12 protein-coding genes are annotated in these 15459 nt (G+C 43.5%); 5 read left to right on the top strand and 7 right to left on the bottom strand.

Translation table 11 applies throughout. The features are described 5' to 3' along the window. Positions 1-330 precede the first annotated feature (330 nt). Together AAA970_RS00285 and AAA970_RS00280 are read left to right on the top strand one after the other, a co-directional pair. Positions 331-2607 carry an ATP cone domain-containing protein gene (locus AAA970_RS00285; protein ID WP_053406346.1) on the top strand — a complete coding sequence of 759 codons (2277 nt, stop codon included), beginning with the start codon at positions 331-333 and terminating at the stop codon, positions 2605-2607. A gap of 466 nt (positions 2608-3073) precedes the next feature. Continuing rightward, entirely contained in the window at positions 3074-5359 is a 2286-nt protein-coding gene (locus tag AAA970_RS00280) for a protein kinase domain-containing protein (protein WP_338235548.1), read from the top strand. A 294-nt stretch (positions 5360-5653) separates the two neighbouring features. Here the strand turns inward: AAA970_RS00280 and AAA970_RS00275 are convergent, their stop codons facing one another. From AAA970_RS00275 to AAA970_RS00250, 6 genes are all read right to left on the bottom strand, one after another. Then, positions 5654-6007, bottom strand: coding sequence for a DUF6787 family protein (locus AAA970_RS00275; protein ID WP_060685055.1), 354 nt, complete (start codon positions 6005-6007; stop codon positions 5654-5656). A 126-nt stretch (positions 6008-6133) separates the two neighbouring features. Next, positions 6134-6298, bottom strand: a complete 165-nt coding sequence (locus AAA970_RS00270) for a hypothetical protein (RefSeq protein WP_157601115.1) — start codon at positions 6296-6298, stop codon at positions 6134-6136. A gap of 214 nt (positions 6299-6512) precedes the next feature. After that, positions 6513-8318 (bottom strand): acyl-CoA dehydrogenase family protein, encoded by a 1806-nt coding sequence (locus AAA970_RS00265; RefSeq protein WP_338235547.1) that lies wholly within the window; start codon positions 8316-8318, stop codon positions 6513-6515. Positions 8319-8412: 94 nt separating this feature from the next. Next, a complete protein-coding gene (locus AAA970_RS00260; RefSeq protein WP_338235546.1) occupies positions 8413-9585 on the bottom strand; it encodes an acetyl-CoA C-acyltransferase in 1173 nt (390 codons plus the stop codon). 31 nt (positions 9586-9616) lie between these two features. Continuing rightward, entirely contained in the window at positions 9617-12016 is a 2400-nt protein-coding gene (locus AAA970_RS00255) for a 3-hydroxyacyl-CoA dehydrogenase/enoyl-CoA hydratase family protein (RefSeq protein WP_338235545.1), read from the bottom strand. Positions 12017-12059: 43 nt separating this feature from the next. Continuing rightward, entirely contained in the window at positions 12060-12536 is a 477-nt protein-coding gene (locus AAA970_RS00250) for a MarR family winged helix-turn-helix transcriptional regulator (RefSeq protein ID WP_053406352.1), read from the bottom strand. A 349-nt stretch (positions 12537-12885) separates the two neighbouring features. On the opposite strand from AAA970_RS00250, the gene ndk reads away from it, so the two are divergent. Together ndk and AAA970_RS00240 are read left to right on the top strand one after the other, a co-directional pair. Further along, complete coding sequence (ndk, locus tag AAA970_RS00245) at positions 12886-13356, top strand: nucleoside-diphosphate kinase (RefSeq protein WP_053406353.1); 471 nt, start codon at positions 12886-12888, stop codon at positions 13354-13356. Between the two features lie 125 nt (positions 13357-13481). Then, complete coding sequence (locus AAA970_RS00240) at positions 13482-14132, top strand: hypothetical protein (protein WP_338235544.1); 651 nt, start codon at positions 13482-13484, stop codon at positions 14130-14132. Positions 14133-14260: 128 nt separating this feature from the next. On the opposite strand, the gene AAA970_RS00235 is transcribed toward AAA970_RS00240, so the two are convergent. Continuing rightward, a complete protein-coding gene (locus AAA970_RS00235) occupies positions 14261-14869 on the bottom strand; it encodes a Crp/Fnr family transcriptional regulator (protein WP_338235543.1) in 609 nt (202 codons plus the stop codon). Positions 14870-14926: 57 nt separating this feature from the next. Here AAA970_RS00235 and AAA970_RS00230 point away from each other — a divergent pair, with 57 nt between their 5' ends. Then, the gene (locus AAA970_RS00230) at positions 14927-15193 is read left to right on the top strand and encodes a DUF2492 family protein (protein WP_053406356.1); all 267 of its coding nucleotides are present in this window, start codon (positions 14927-14929) and stop codon (positions 15191-15193) included. The last annotated feature ends 266 nt before the right edge of the window (positions 15194-15459 follow it).

The raw sequence follows: 15459 nt of genomic DNA, 5'->3' as shown, positions 1-15459 counted from the left end.
CCAATTGAAATATTAATATTTAAATTTGAAAAAGTACCTAAAAAGGGGTTTTATTAATTTTTAAAGAAGTTAAAAGCCATCATGAACTCCCCTTTATTTTCTTTGAAGAGATTTATTACATTTGGTTACGGTTGTCAGAAAGAGCAACACCCCAAATTTGAACCGACGCTAGAAATCAGTCTCTTACCATTTTGTACTATTTTTAGCTATAGTCTCCACTTTTTTGGCTGCTCTACTTCCAAAAACACCGAATCCGCCCACAAGTCGTTACTTTTGTCGTGAAGTGGGCGGTGATAAATCAATTTTTCACCCAAAATATTGGAGAGACCCATGTCCGAGAACGCCGCCACTCAAACCCTGAACCAAGAACAAAAAGAAGTAAAAGTGATCCAACCCAAACATATCGTAAAACGAAACGGAAAGCGCGTCGTTTTCGACCCACAAAAAATTGCCAATGCATTGGATAAATGTTTTGCGAATGTGGGCCGTCAGCCGTCAGAATTGAAGACCCTCATTGACAGTCTTACTGAAAGAGTGGTCAATATTGTCTCTGCACAGTACGATGTACCGACGGTAGAAAATATTCAGGATATTGTGGAGATGACGCTTCAGGCGGAAGGAGAATACGCAGCGGCAAAGCACTACATCCTTTATCGTGCTGAGCATGCAAAAATGCGTGAAAGTCGCCCAATACCGCAGGAAGTAAAAGAAGACTTTGCGGCATCAGACGTTTACTTCCCCACACAACTACAAAAATTTCAATTTTACGATAAATACTCCCGTTTTGGCTATGAAAAAGGCCGACGAGAAACCTGGATAGAAACCGTTGACCGGGCGGTGGATTTCATGAAGGAATTATCTGAGAGCAGATTACCTGCCTCCGATTATGAAAGATTACGCAAAGGCATTCTGGAGATGCGTGTAATGCCTTCGATGAGGCTATTGGCGATGGCGGGCCCGGCGGCGCGTCGTAACAATATGTCCATTTACAACTGTTCTTACTTACCAGTAGATTCCATGGACTCCTTTGTGGAAGCCCTGTTGATCTCAATGGCGGGCTGCGGCGTAGGCTTCTCGGTGGAGAACGAACATATTGAAAAATTCCCAAGAATTAAGCGACAAAAAGGACAAACGCTGGCTACCCACGTGGTCAAAGATACGACTGAGGGTTGGGGAGAATCTCTAAGAGCTGGACTGGATGCCTGGTTCAAAGGTTATGACATTAAATTTGATTATTCTTTAGTTCGCCCGGCAGGTGCGGTATTGCGCATTAAAGGTGGCCGTGCTTCCGGCCCAGAGCCATTGCGTCAAATGCTGGATTTCGCCCGAGCGAGAATTATTGCACGCCAGGGTAGCTTCCTAAGATCATTGGATGCGCACGACATTATGTGTGCGATTGGTTCAGCCGCAGTATCCGGTGGAGTACGCCGTACGGCAATGATTTCTCTTTTCGATTTCGATGATGACGCGATGCGTCATTCTAAAGACGGGGATTTTTGGAGAACCAACCCACAGCGCTGGAACGCCAATAACTCTGCGGTATGGCCGGATCGTGAATTGTCTCAGGCAGAAATTGCCAAATACATGTTAGACATGGTACATTCTGAGCGTGGTGAGCCTGGTATTTTCAACCGAAAAGCAGCCATTGCGACCATGCCTGAACGAAGAAAAGAGGCGCGCTTTGGAACCAATCCTTGTGGAGAAATCATCCTTCGTCCATTTGAATTCTGTAACCTTTCCGTAGCGGTGGCCCGTCCGGAAGATTCATTGGAAGACCTGAAAGAAAAAGTAGAATTAGCCACCATCATTGGAACAATTCAATCAATGGCCACTCACTTCCCCGGGCTTCGTGAACAATGGAGAAAGAACTGTGAGGAAGAGCGTTTGTTGGGTGTGGACATCAACGGACAATTGGACAGCCCATTAGCACAGGATCCAAAAGTGATGGCAGAATTAAGAGATTTGGCCGTGGATGTAAATGCGCGTTATGCGATGGTTCTTGGTATCAACCAGTCGGCTTCTGTTACTTGTGTGAAGCCCTCCGGCAACTCCTCACAACTATTGAATTGCTCACCGGGTATTCACTCTCGCTGGGCGCCATATTATATTCGAAATGTAAGGGTAGGCGCCGCCACTCCTATTTACAAGGTATTGAAGACCTCAGGCGTACCGATGGATCCGGAGAATGGACAAACTGCCGACAATGCCACAACCTGGGTGGCACACTTCCCGGTCAAAGCTCCGGAAGGCGCAGTTACCCGCAATGACCGCTCTGCACTGGAGCAGTGCGAATATTGGTTAAGGGTGAAATCAAATTATACGGAACATAACCCTTCGGTGACCATCACCTATAAGCAGGATGAAGTGTTGGATATCATTCGTTGGGTATGGGAAAATCAAAATCGTATTGGAGGCATGACCTTCCTTCCGGCTTATGATGCTCAATTTGATCAAATGCCATATGTGGAAATTGACCAGGCCACTTATGAAAAATTAAGTGCGGAATTCCCTGAAATTGATTTCTCGAAAATTTACCGTTTTGAGGAAGAAGATTATACCACGGCCGCTCAGGAATTAGCTTGTATGGCCGGCCAGTGTGATATTTAACCCTAATTATTCACCGCCAAATTTATCAAGCCAACACAAGTGACATAATTTCAAGTCTTTAAAGCTTATTTTCTTTGAATTATAATAGCCCAATTTGGGCAAGCTTGCTTTCTCCTCATTCATCTGTTTCGTTGGAAAAAACTCGAAATAGGAAAAATTCCCTCATTTTTTCCGCCTTACAGCTAAACGAGGATTTCAGCATGAATAATCCGGGTTAATCAAACAGTTAAATATTGTTAAAAGCCGTTTTCTTAACTGAAAACGGCTTTTTTTTAATCTTTCGTATAATAATTTCCTTTAGTTTTGAAAAAACAAGGAACAATTAATGAGTAAATGGCCATCAAGATTGCTATTGACCTCATTTTGTCACTTTTCGTATATTTATCTAGCAGGAATCGGCTTGATTTTTGTGAAAGGATAAATCCAGATTTCTTTTTTAGGTCCTTAACCACCTATACTCAGCAATATGCGCCAAAATAACCACGAAAAAGTAAGTGATATCTTAGCCCAGGTAATGGACTTACCTCCTCATGAGGTGGAGCCTAAAGTACGGGAATTATGCGCAGGTGATGAAGCCCTGCGTAAAGAGGTATTATCGCTATTAAATTTCGTTGAGGAGCCTAAAACCAGCACCCAGAGTGCTAAAATCATCCAAAGGGTTGGTGCGGATACCCAATTCACCAAAAACAAAAAACACACCCTTTTAGAGCAATGGAGAAACCAGCTCTTACTCCCCAAAAGGGTACGTTTAATGGTGTTGATCTCCTGTTTGTTATTCATTTCTTTTTGCGGAAATCTTTTCAGAAGCGGTGTTAGGAAACAAATTGTAGACCAACAGCGGAAGGAGTTGAAATCCATCCTTACTGCCCACCATGAAATTTTGAGTTCCTGGGTAGAAAGTCGCCTGACAGAAATTGAAAGAGAAGTTAATGACAGTACTGAATTGCGAAATATCTCTGTTGAAATTCTGGAGGCGGCCAATAACCTTCCCTTTCTGGATAGCCTATTCGCAGTAAAAGCGCATGATGATTTCAGTGCCTTATTAAATAATCTAACGGAACGGAACAATACCTCTATTATTGCCTTGCTGGACCTGAGTGGGGCGATTGTGGCCTTCCATTCCAGTAATCCCAAAATCCCTTACGTGCCTCAAAGTCAAGTCATAGGCACCTATATCGCCAAAGACTTAATGGGAATATTGGCCGATATTCGAGAAGGTAAAGCTGTTTTTCTACCTCCTTATCAGGAAGAAAAAAATACCATTATTTCCGATGGACCGACCAATACTTTCTGTTATTTCTGCGCTCCCATACGGGATGAAAACGGCCGTGTAATTGGAGGTATTGCGGTGGCGATGGATCCCGAGATTCAGTTTTCTAAATTGTTCAATATAGCCCTGGAAGGAAAAGGAGGAGAATCCTATGCTTTTGACGATCAGGGGCAATTGATATCCAAAACCATCACTGAGCTAGACAAGGTAGGACTGATAAAGTCCAAGAAAGATACCCTGGTCAAGAAAAACGTTCTGACCATGAGAGACCCGGAAAAGAAAAGTGATTTGGTCAAAATTGTACAGGCGGCATTAGAAGAAAAAGCGTCTTTTGGATCAGACTCTCTCACTTTCGGAGCCTTGATGGAACCCTATGTCAATTATGCAGGAAAAGAGATGGTGGGGGCCTGGTATTGGCTTCCGGAATATGGCTTCGGTGTTGCCACTGAGGTGGAAGCTACGGAAGTTTTTGCTCCCATCCGATACATCCGAATTGTATATTTCCCGATGTTCATCGTCATCATTATACTCTCCATTTTACTTTTTAATAGCAATGTGAATATTTCGCTTTTAAAGAAAAAGGTCAGCAAGGCCAATAAAATGGGGCATTATGTGATCAAGAAAAAAATTGGAGAAGGAGGATTTGGTGAAGTCTTTCTGGCAGAGCATGCTTTTTTGAGAAGACCTACCGCGATTAAGGTCCTTAAAAAAGAGTTGATCCAGCCGGAGCACCTGCAAAGATTTGAACGAGAGGTACAATTAGTGGCGCGCCTGTCTCATCCGAATACCATTCGTGTGTATGATTACAATTACACCAAAGATGGTCGCTTTTATTATGCCATGGAATATCTGGATGGGATTTCCCTTCAGGAGTTAGTGAATCAGCATGGGGAGCAACCGGTAGAGCGAATTTTACATATCCTTTATCAAATCTCCAAGTCATTAAAAGAAGCGCACCAGATGGGCTTGGTGCACCGGGACATCAAACCACAGAATATTATGCTTTGCAAGATTGGCGGTGAGCCTGATTTCGTAAAAGTACTGGATTTTGGTTTGGTGAAGGACATGCGCAATACCGAAGAGATCACGCAGCTGAATCAGGTAGCGGGAACCCCCTCTTATCTGGCCCCGGAAAGAATGACCAATCCGAAACTGGCAGATCACCGGGTGGATATTTACGCTTTGGGCGCCATCGGCTTTTTCCTGATGGGAAAAAAATTACTGATTGATATGCTTTCCCAGAGTAACCTGGGCGGCAAGCCCTTATCTCCGAGCATGATCAATTTAGAAGCTTACCAACTTCATGATCAACCACAGGCCTTTATTGATTTCCTATTCAGCTGTATGGCTTATGATATGGAAGACCGGCCAGCGAATATTGAGGAGGTTATTGATCAATTAGAAGCGTTTCGATTAAGCTATAGCTGGACAGAGGCCAAAAGAAAGGAGTGGTGGAAAAAGTACGATGCTTATGATCTTTAATCCGAATGAGGCATGCCTGAGCCGGATTATACATGCATAAACCTCCGTTTAGCTAAAGCGGAAAAAAGTGAAGGAATCATTCCCTATTTCGAGTTTTTTCCAAGGAGGCCGCTAAATAAAGAAAAAGCAGGCTAAACTCTATTTGAGCGATTAAAAAATCAGCAAAATCAACCAATGAGCTGGCACACGCCCCCTAAGCGCGTCTTAATAAATTAGCGGTGAATATTTCGGGCTAGAAAAAACAGGTATAAACAAAAAGGTAAGCTTCTGCTTACCTTTCTTTATTTCGAAGTATTATTGCTTCTCCTTTTTCATCAGTCTCATTCTTTGAAGCATCTTTTTCTCTTTCTTCCAGAAAAAATCAAATTGTCCAAAGATCCATCCGTAGACTAGGATTAAAATCTGATAAGAGGGGAATACAAAAACCAAATAAGTAATTACTTTCAACCACATTGGGGTGGTTTCGTCATACCCCAATGCAAAGTAGAGTCCTTTTCTAAGCCAGACTACCGTGGAACCCGTCAGGGAAAAAACCAAAAGAATAATCAACACCTGCCAGGCGCTATCCAACTCCCATTTTTTCTCCATTTTGGCAATCCATCCCACTTTGGCAAGTTTACCTTGCTTATTAATATCTTCGGAAATCATGTTTTTTCGCTTCTACCTGATGATTATCAGTTCGCAATTTAAGAAAAATTGTCAATTCCAGTATATCCAATTACTATTTCCTGCATAAAACAGGACTTAAAGAACTGGAAAGCAACCCCTTATAACTTAATAGATCGTTTTATACTTGGTATGTCCTCTTCCTTTGTCTTTAATTGTTTTTTTCTTCCCATAAGAGTTATAGGTCTTTTTTGCGCAGGAACTAAGTCCTGTTCCGAAAAGCACCATTAAAGCGCCGAACAGCACCGCCAAAAGATTTCTTCTAATTTTCATAATAAGATTTAATGTGGGTTTTTATCAAATAATACTTTCCATGGTTTTGGGTTCACAAAAACGTAAGTGAAATCACGGAAACGCATTTTTCTATTAATGAACATAAAAATCCATTATTCATCAATATCTAATAAAAAAATAAAAAAACCGGCCCAAACAGACCGGTTTTATTTCCCTTTGAAAAAAGGGAAGCATCACACACCATTAAATTCTTTTAATTGAAAGGATAATCCCCCTTATCCAGACAATAATCAGCAATGGTTCTTCTGGCTACTTTCAAATTATGAGGCTGCACTTTTGTATAGCGCTTTAAGCCCATGAGCATCATTCTCATTTCATCGCCTTCCGCAAAAGCATAAATGGCTTGCTTACCCGCCTTTGTGGCTTCATCTACTGCATAATGCGCATAAACTTTCACCATTTCAATATGCACTTTAGCGGCCCCGGCTCCTTCAGATTCAATAATGCGCTCCGTACGTAATACGGCCGATTCCAAAGCATAAACCTGAATCAGCATATCCGCCAGATTCATCAGAATTTCCTGCTCATCTTTCAGGGTGGCCATCAGCTTCTGTACGGCTGCTCCGGCAATCATCAATCCTGCTTTTTTCAGGTTTTTGATCAATTTATGCTCGGCGGCCAGTACACGCTCGTCATCATCTCCACCGAAATCCGGAATAGAAGTGAGCTCTTTGGCTACCGCCATAGCCGGACTCATCAGATCCAGTTTACCTTTCATGGCTCTTTTCAACAACATATCGATGGTCAACATGCGATTGATTTCATTGGTTCCCTCGAAAATTCGATTGATACGGGAATCACGATAAGCTCTTTCCATCGGCGCATCTGCAGAATAGCCCATTCCACCATATACCTGAACACCTTCATCAACTACAAAATCCAAAGTCTCGGAGCCGTGCACTTTCAACATGGCACATTCAATCGCAAATTCTTCTACTGCCTTTAATTTAGCTTCCCCTTCTTCCATTCCTCCGGCAACCAATGCATCATAGGCGTCATCAATATTTTGTCCGGCACGATAGGTGGCGGCTTCCGAAGCATAAACCCGTGCCATCATTTCGCCCAGCTTGTGTTTTATTGCCCCGAATTCCGCAATGGATTTCCCGAATTGCTTACGCTCCTGTGAGTAATTCAAAGCATTTTTGATCACCCCTTTAGCGGCTCCCAAGGTAGCAGAAGCCAATTTGATCCGACCAATATTCAGGATATTCAAAGCGATCTTGAAACCATTCTCACGCTCTGAAAGCATATTTTCGACCGGCACCTTACAGTCGTTGAAGAAAATCTGACGGGTAGAAGAACCTTTAATTCCCATCTTTTTCTCTTCCTCATTCATGGTCACCCCACCAAAGCCTTTCTCCACGATGAAAGCCGTCAGGTTCTTATCGTCCTCTATTTTAGCAAATACAATGAAGACATCGGCAAAACCTCCATTGGTGATCCACATCTTCTGACCATTGATCAAATAATGTTTACCGTCCAGAGTAAGGTCCGCCTTTGTTTTACCGGAGTTGGCATCAGAACCGGAATCGGGCTCGGTCAAACAATAAGAAGCTTTCCATTCCCCGGTGGCCAATTTTGGCAGGTATTTGGCTTTCTGGTCCTCATTTCCATAATACAAAATCGGAAGGGTACCAATGCCGGTATGTGCCGACAAGGCTACTGCGAAGGAGTAACCTGCACCTACTTTCTCTGCGATCAACATGGAGGTGTTGAAGTCCATCCCAAAGCCACCATATTGTTCCGGAATGGAAGTTCCCAATAATCCCAACTCACCGGATTTATCTAATAAATTCGGCATCAACTCCGGATCTTTCATCGCATCAAGCTCCTCCACTTTAGGATATACTTCATGCTCCACGAAATCCGTACAAGTTTGCGCTATCATTTTTTGTTCTTCACTCCACTGCTCGGGCGTAAAAACATCTTGAGGGGAGGTTTCGGAAATCAGGAACTCGCCTCCTTTAATGGCTTTTTTTTCTTTGTTCAGGGTCTCCATAATAGGGTATAGTTTATTTTGTTGTTCGAAAGGGGAGGGAGGCGGACTGACAATCGCCTCCCTTCAAATATGTGTGAATTTGTCCTTGTCGGACTTATTTGAGTAGTTCGTAAACACCAGCTACACCCTGACCACCACCCACGCAGGCGGTTACCATTCCGTATTTCTGATTTCTACGACGCATTTCATTAAATAATTGAACCGATAATTTGGCACCAGTACAGCCCAGTGGGTGTCCCAGGGCAATTGCTCCTCCGTTCACATTGACGATGTCCGGATTCAGCTCCGCGCCTTTTATCACGCCCAAAGCCTGAGCAGCAAAAGCCTCATTCAACTCGATTTGCTCGATGTCTGCCAATTGCAAACCTGCCAGCTTCAAGGCTTTTGGGATCGCCTCCACTGGCCCGATCCCCATCAATTTAGGCGCTACTCCGGCCACGGAATAGCTCACCAAACGGGCTATAGGCTCAAGATTATATTCTTTCACCATGGCTTCTGACATCACCATGACAAAAGCAGCACCATCGGATGTTTGAGAGGAATTACCAGCGGTTACCTGCCCGCCCATAGCGAAAGCAGGACGTAATTTCCCTAAGGCTTCCATGGTGGAAGCTCGAGGTCCTTCATCCTGATCTACCACAAATGAACGGCTCTTGCGCTTCATTTTTTCATCGAGGTAAACCTCTTCAATCGAAATCGGTACGATCTCGTCTTTGAACTTCTGTTGCTCCAAAGCTGCCAAAGCCTTTTGATGAGAATTCAATGCGAACTGATCGGCATCTTCCCGGCTAATCTCATATTTCAAAGCCACCTGCTCCGCAGTCAATCCCATGGAGGTATAATAATCCGGCGTCTCATTGGCAATGTTATAGTTCAAAGCCGTTTTGAAACCCATCATCGGCACCATCGACATGGACTCTGCTCCACCGGCAATGATACATTCTGCCTGCCCGGCATGGATTCTGGCACTCGCGATTGCAATCGCCTCCAAACCGGAACCACAATAACGGTTCACGATGAAACCCGGAGTTTCAATGCCCAATGCTAATAAAGAAATCATTCTCCCCATTTGCATGCCTTGCTCTGCTTCCGGAATGGCACAACCCACGATAAGATCATCCACTCTTTTGGTGTCAAAACCATCCACCTGATTCACCAGGTGCTTGATGACATCCGAGGCGATATCATCCGGACGGGTAAACCTGAAACCGCCCTTTTTCGCCTTTCCTACTGCCGATCGATAACCGGCAACGATATATGCATTCATGATTATTTCTTTTTCGTTTGGTAAAGGGATATTAGTTGCGTAACGGCTTACCACCGTTTAAAATGGCCTGTATTCTTTCCAGAGTTTTCTTCTCTCCGGTCAGGGACAGGAAGGCTTCTCTTTCCAAATCCAACAGGTATTGCTCGGTCACCGTTGTAGGAGCAGACAAATCACCACCACACATCACATGGGCGATTTTATGGGCGATCTTCACATCATGATCCGAGATATAATTCCCCATTCTCATGCCATTCACTCCGGCGTAGAACATCGCCATTCCTCCACGTCCCTGTACTTTGAAAGTACGCTGTGGCTTTTGGGTGTAGCCCTCTGCCGCCAACTTCAATACCGTCGCTTTGGCCTCCGTGATCTGACGATTCTTACTCAAGGTAATGCCATCGATCGGTCTCAGGATATTCATTCCCAAGGCTTCGTGAGCGGAGGTAGCCACTTTAGCGGTTGCAATAGACATGAAAGCCTCCTGCAAGGCATTGTATTCCACATCCCCTTCCACATAACGGTCTGCTGCCCTCAGTGTCAGTTCCTTGGTTCCACCACCAGCAGGAATCAAACCAACGCCCACTTCCACCAAACCAATATAGGTCTCCGCAGCCATTTGTACGCGATCCGCATGTAGCGTCAATTCGCAACCTCCACCCAGGGTTAAAGCATGTGGTGCTACTACTACCGGAACGGAAGAATAACGAGCGCGCATCATGGTTTTTTGGAAGGCCGCAATCATGAAGTCGATCTCATCGTATTCCTGCTCAATGGCATTCATGAAGATCAGGGCCAGATTTGCTCCAGCGGAGAAGTTTTGCCCATTATTGGCAATGACCAATCCGGTATATTTTTCTTCGGCAAGGGTAATGGCTTTATTAATGGCCTCGATCACCTCACCGCCCATGGTATTCATTTTGGAATGGAATTCCAGGTTCAATACGCCATCTCCAATATCAAAAATGGAAGCACCTGAATTTTTCCAAACCACATTGCTCTCGCGAAGATTATCCAAAATGATGTAATCTTCTGTACCTGCAATGCCTTTGAAAGATTTGGATGGAATATCATAGAAGGTCGTTGCTCCGGCTTCTGCCTTGAAGAAAGACTCATGTCCGGCTTCCAGCATTTCATAAACCCAATCGGCTGGCTTGTAGCCGGCGGCTTCCATTTTCGCTACGGTCTTGCGAACCCCTACCAAATCCCAGGTCTTGAACGGACCTACTTCCCAGCCAAAACCGGCGCAAAGGGCATCATCAATTTTGTAGAGCTCGTCGGTGATTTCCGGAATGCGATTGGACACATATTGGAACAAGCCAAAGAAGGAATCGCGGTAAAACTCCCCGGCCTGATCTTTTCCGGAAAGCAATATTTTAAATCGCTCCTTAACATCATCAATCGGCTTGGTCATTTCAAGGGTAGGGAAGGAAGCCTTTTGTTTGGGCTTGTATTCCATATCCTCCAGATCCAGTGTCAGGATGACCTTCTTACCATTCTCGTCTTTAGTTTTCTTGTAAAAGCCTTGCTTCGTTTTATCTCCCAGCCATTTTTTCTCGATCATTTCATTGATCACCGGTGGCAGGTTGAAAGTCTCCCGGCTTTCATCATTTTCCAGGGCCGCATAGAGGTTGTTGGCTACTTTCACCAGCGTATCCAAACCCACAACATCAGAAGTTCGGAAGGTGGCAGATTTCGGACGACCGATCACCGGACCAGTAAGTTTATCAATCTGATCGATATTCAGCCCTAGCTTCTGCATGGAATCCACCACTTTTAGAATGGCATAAATCCCCACTCTGTTGGCAATAAATGCAGGGGTATCCTTACAAAGCACAGTGGTTTTACCCAGATAAACATCTCCGTATTTCATGAAGAAGTCCACAATCTCCGGATCAGTATATGGCGTCGGGATGATCTCCAACAATTTCAAATACCTTGGGGGATTGAAGAAGTGCGTCCCGCAGAAATGCTTTTTAAAATCATCCGATCTGCCCTCCAACATTAAATGAATGGGGATACCGGAGGTGTTGGAAGTGATCAAAGTACCCGGCTTACGGAACTGCTCCACCTGATCGAAAACCTTTCTCTTGATTTCCAGATTTTCCACCACCACTTCAATAATCCAATCCACCTCTTTGATTTTCGACATATCATCATCGAAATTCCCAAGGCTTACGCGTGATTGAAATGACTTATCGTAAAGGGAAGCGGGTTTAGCTTTTACGGCGGTTTGGAACATCTCCGTCACAATGCGATTACGCACCTGAGGGGATTCCATCGTCAGGCCTTTTTGCTGCTCCGCTTCGGAAAGTTCCCGAGGAACAATATCCAGCAAAAGCACCTCGACGCCAATGTTGGCCAAATGACAAGCAATGCGGGAGCCCATAATTCCTGAGCCCAGGATTGCTGCTTTTTTGATTGATCGGTTCATGGTGTGGTAAAAAATTTTGTTTTGGGTTTAGTTTAAGGGAATTTTATTTCAGGTCTGCGGACTGATAATCTGCCAACAGGTTAGTTTTCTTCTTTAAGCTTGCATCCACCACCTCGTTTACTTTTCCGGACACCCGGAAAAAAGTAGCCAGCTCTTCCTCACTTACTTTATCTCTTACCTCATGATTAAAGGCCTTCACCGTAGCGATGGAAACGCTTCTTTTCTTGCGGCCCTCTTCAGTCAGAAATATTAAAACTGACCTTTTATCATACTTGTCTCTTTCCCGGTAAATCAGCCCCCGGTCTTCCATATTTTTAAGTAAGCGAGACAGTGACCGACTTTCCAAGCCCATTAAAGGGGCGATTTTGGTAGCGGGCATACCTTCGGTGGGGTGGATGTTCAGTAACACATAACCAATGGAGGTCGTTATCTCCTGGGAGGAAGCATATTTATTATACATCCGGGAGATGGCATGCCAGGTGGCTTTAAAAATATAATCTACAGTTTCTTCTTTCTTCATACTCACAGCGTCTTAACCTAATATAACGAAAATTTGTTCTGCATGCAGACTATTTTTGCAAAAAATTGATATTCAATAGCATTAATAAGAAACTAAAGACATGATAAAACCCTCAAAATCCGACTATTCTGTGCTCATTAAGGAAACTGCTCCATAAAAAAAATAGACTTATTCTTATCTTACTTCAAAAAGATCAGCAATCAACTCAAATAAAGTCTAAAATTTATAACAATAAACACCTTTTAATAATGTCATAAAATGATGCAAATATTGAAGCTATAACACTTGCTTTTCTCAATAAAATCCTCAAATTTTAATTAAAACAACATAACCACTAAGTATTTAATGTATGGAATCAGGTAATCTAACTTTCACCATGATAAAGCCCGGAGCGGTAAGCAATGAGTATATCGGGCCTATCCTCAGCAAAATCACCGAAGCCGGTTTCCGTATTGCAGCCATGAAAATGATCAAACTCAGAACTGCACAAGCGGAGGTTTTTTACGGCATCCACCGCGACCGTCCCTTCTTTAAGTCATTGGTGGAATTCATGACCAGCGGCCCTATCGTGGTGGCGGTTTTGGAAAAAGAAAATGCAGTAGAGGCCTACCGGGCGCTGATAGGAAACACGAATCCGGAAGAGGCCAAATCCGGCACTATTCGTAAATTATTTGCAGAATCTGTCAGCAAAAATGCGGTTCATGGCTCTGATAGTGATGAAAATGCCCTCAATGAAGCCATGTTCTTTTTCTCCCGTTCTGAGATTTTCACAAAAGACGGAGAGGTTATGATGGCAGCGAATCAGATTGTCCCACGATAGTTTGGCCACACACTTTCCGGCATTTGTATTAATGATAAAAGTAAATATGCACCGGCCAATTTGGTCAGGTGCTTTTTTATTTCTCTTTTTTTGGCAATTTTTATGATTCAAAAGTTCTGTTTATCATGAATAACCTAAGCACCAAACTATTATACTTATTCGTTTTTGTATTTTTCATTGCATGTCAGGAAAAAGAGCAGCAAGGCGATAGAGAAGAAGCCATAGCAAAGGCGGAAAACTCAAAGGAAGAAAAAACATCAGGGGCGGTGGCCTTTGAGCAAGCTTTCGATTTAGGTAAGGTCAAAATGATGGTCCATATTCCCAATACCACCACGGATAACCTGATTACCATCAATCCGGAAGGCTTTGAAAATATGAAAGATCCCTTCACGACTAAGATAGAAGGTATTGTACGTGAAGGTTATCAGGCTGACTTAAACGGTGATGGCTTTCAGGAAATCTATCTGTTTGAATATTCCATCGGTTCAGGCACCTATGGAAAAGTGCATGCTTTTGCTTCCTTCGGCGATAAATCTTTCGGGCCGATTTATATGCCGGAAATGACGGAGGATCTTGCCAAAGGCTATATGGGCCATGATCGCTTTTACATTAAGGATGATTTGCTGGTACGAGAATTTCCATTGTATAATGAGTCGGATACCAATGCCAAACCCACAGGGGGAAACCGTGTGATCAAATATTCACTGGAAAAAGGAGAGGCTGGTTTTATTCTGAAACCCAAAAAAGGCAGGGATCAGATCAAGCTGGGATTTTGATTATCAAATTTCTAAAAACACCAGGGGTTTACCCACATTGGCTTAATGTTTGCTAGTATACTCCAAAACAGAAATAGTAGAAATAAACGATACGAAAAGGGAAAGGTCATTGGCCTCTTCCCTTTTTTTTATTTGAGCCAGACCTTTTTATCGGCTATTTCCAAATCCCCTTTTTGCTCCAGTTTTTTGATCGTCCGAATGACGGTTTCAACCCGCAGTCCGGTCAGATCAGCGATTTGCTGCCTAGTTAAAGGCACGAGAAAGGGTTTCTTTTCCCGGGCCTGTTCCATCGAATACTCGATCAATCGCAGAATCCGCTGCGGTGCTGCGCCCACATTTTCGCTTTGCATAATGGCCTTATAGCGCAGGCGGTGGGATAAATTACGGGTGAATTTGAAATGCAAATCAGGCCGCTTTTCCAATAATGCCATCAATTTTTCGGAAGGCAATTTCCACAACCTGCCTTTTTCCAACATGAAAGCACCGGAAGGGTAGGGGAAATCCCCAAAAATTGCCGGCTCGCCAAAGCTTTCCCCCTTATGAAAGACCCCCTGGACGAATTCCCGTCCGTCTTCTGCAAAATGAGCCATTTTCACGGCACCACTTTCCACCTGATAGTAAAAAACAGGAGCTTCTCCTTCTGAAAAAATCTCCATTCCACGGGCTCCTTCCACTAATTGGGCACCATTTTCTCTTAGTATATTTTCAGGAATTAATTCCCTTATGACATCGGTCATATCATTGGCAATTTTGATTTGCGGAAAATTGTAGGGTCTTCAATAAACTAAATTACGATGAACAATATAAAGCATATTCACGAGGTTATCTTCCTGGTAGAACAAAACAATGGAAAATGGAATGCATCCGGCCTTGAAACGGCTATTGCTGAAAATTGGGGTGCTGATGTGCAGTTCATGGCTTGTTCGGGTGTTCCTTTCCCCAAAGAAGAAGCGTTGGAATTCCTGATGGGAAGAAATAAAGTGGTATTGGATGATAGCGGAAAAGTCAGGCTTCATCCTTCCATGCAGATTTGTAATGGGCACGAAAATTTTCAGGCCTGAAAATGAAAAAGGGAGATCTGAATTGAATCGGATCTCCCTTTTTTTATTTTTTATTGGCTATTAACCCGGATTATTTATGCTTAAATCCTCGTTTAGCTGCTAGGCGGGAAAAATGAAGGAATAGTTTCCTATTTCGAGTTTTTCCCAACGAAGCAGATGAATGAGGAGAAAGCAAGCATACCCAAATTTGAGCTATTGATAATTCGACAAAACTAATCGAAATAACCTGATTTCAAGACGTTTATGATGAATCACTAAATCTAGCG

It is taken from the genome of Persicobacter diffluens, assembly GCF_036244895.1.
Taxonomy (GTDB): domain Bacteria; phylum Bacteroidota; class Bacteroidia; order Cytophagales; family Cyclobacteriaceae; genus Persicobacter; species Persicobacter diffluens.
This window is presented reverse-complemented; position numbering and strand designations above follow the sequence as displayed.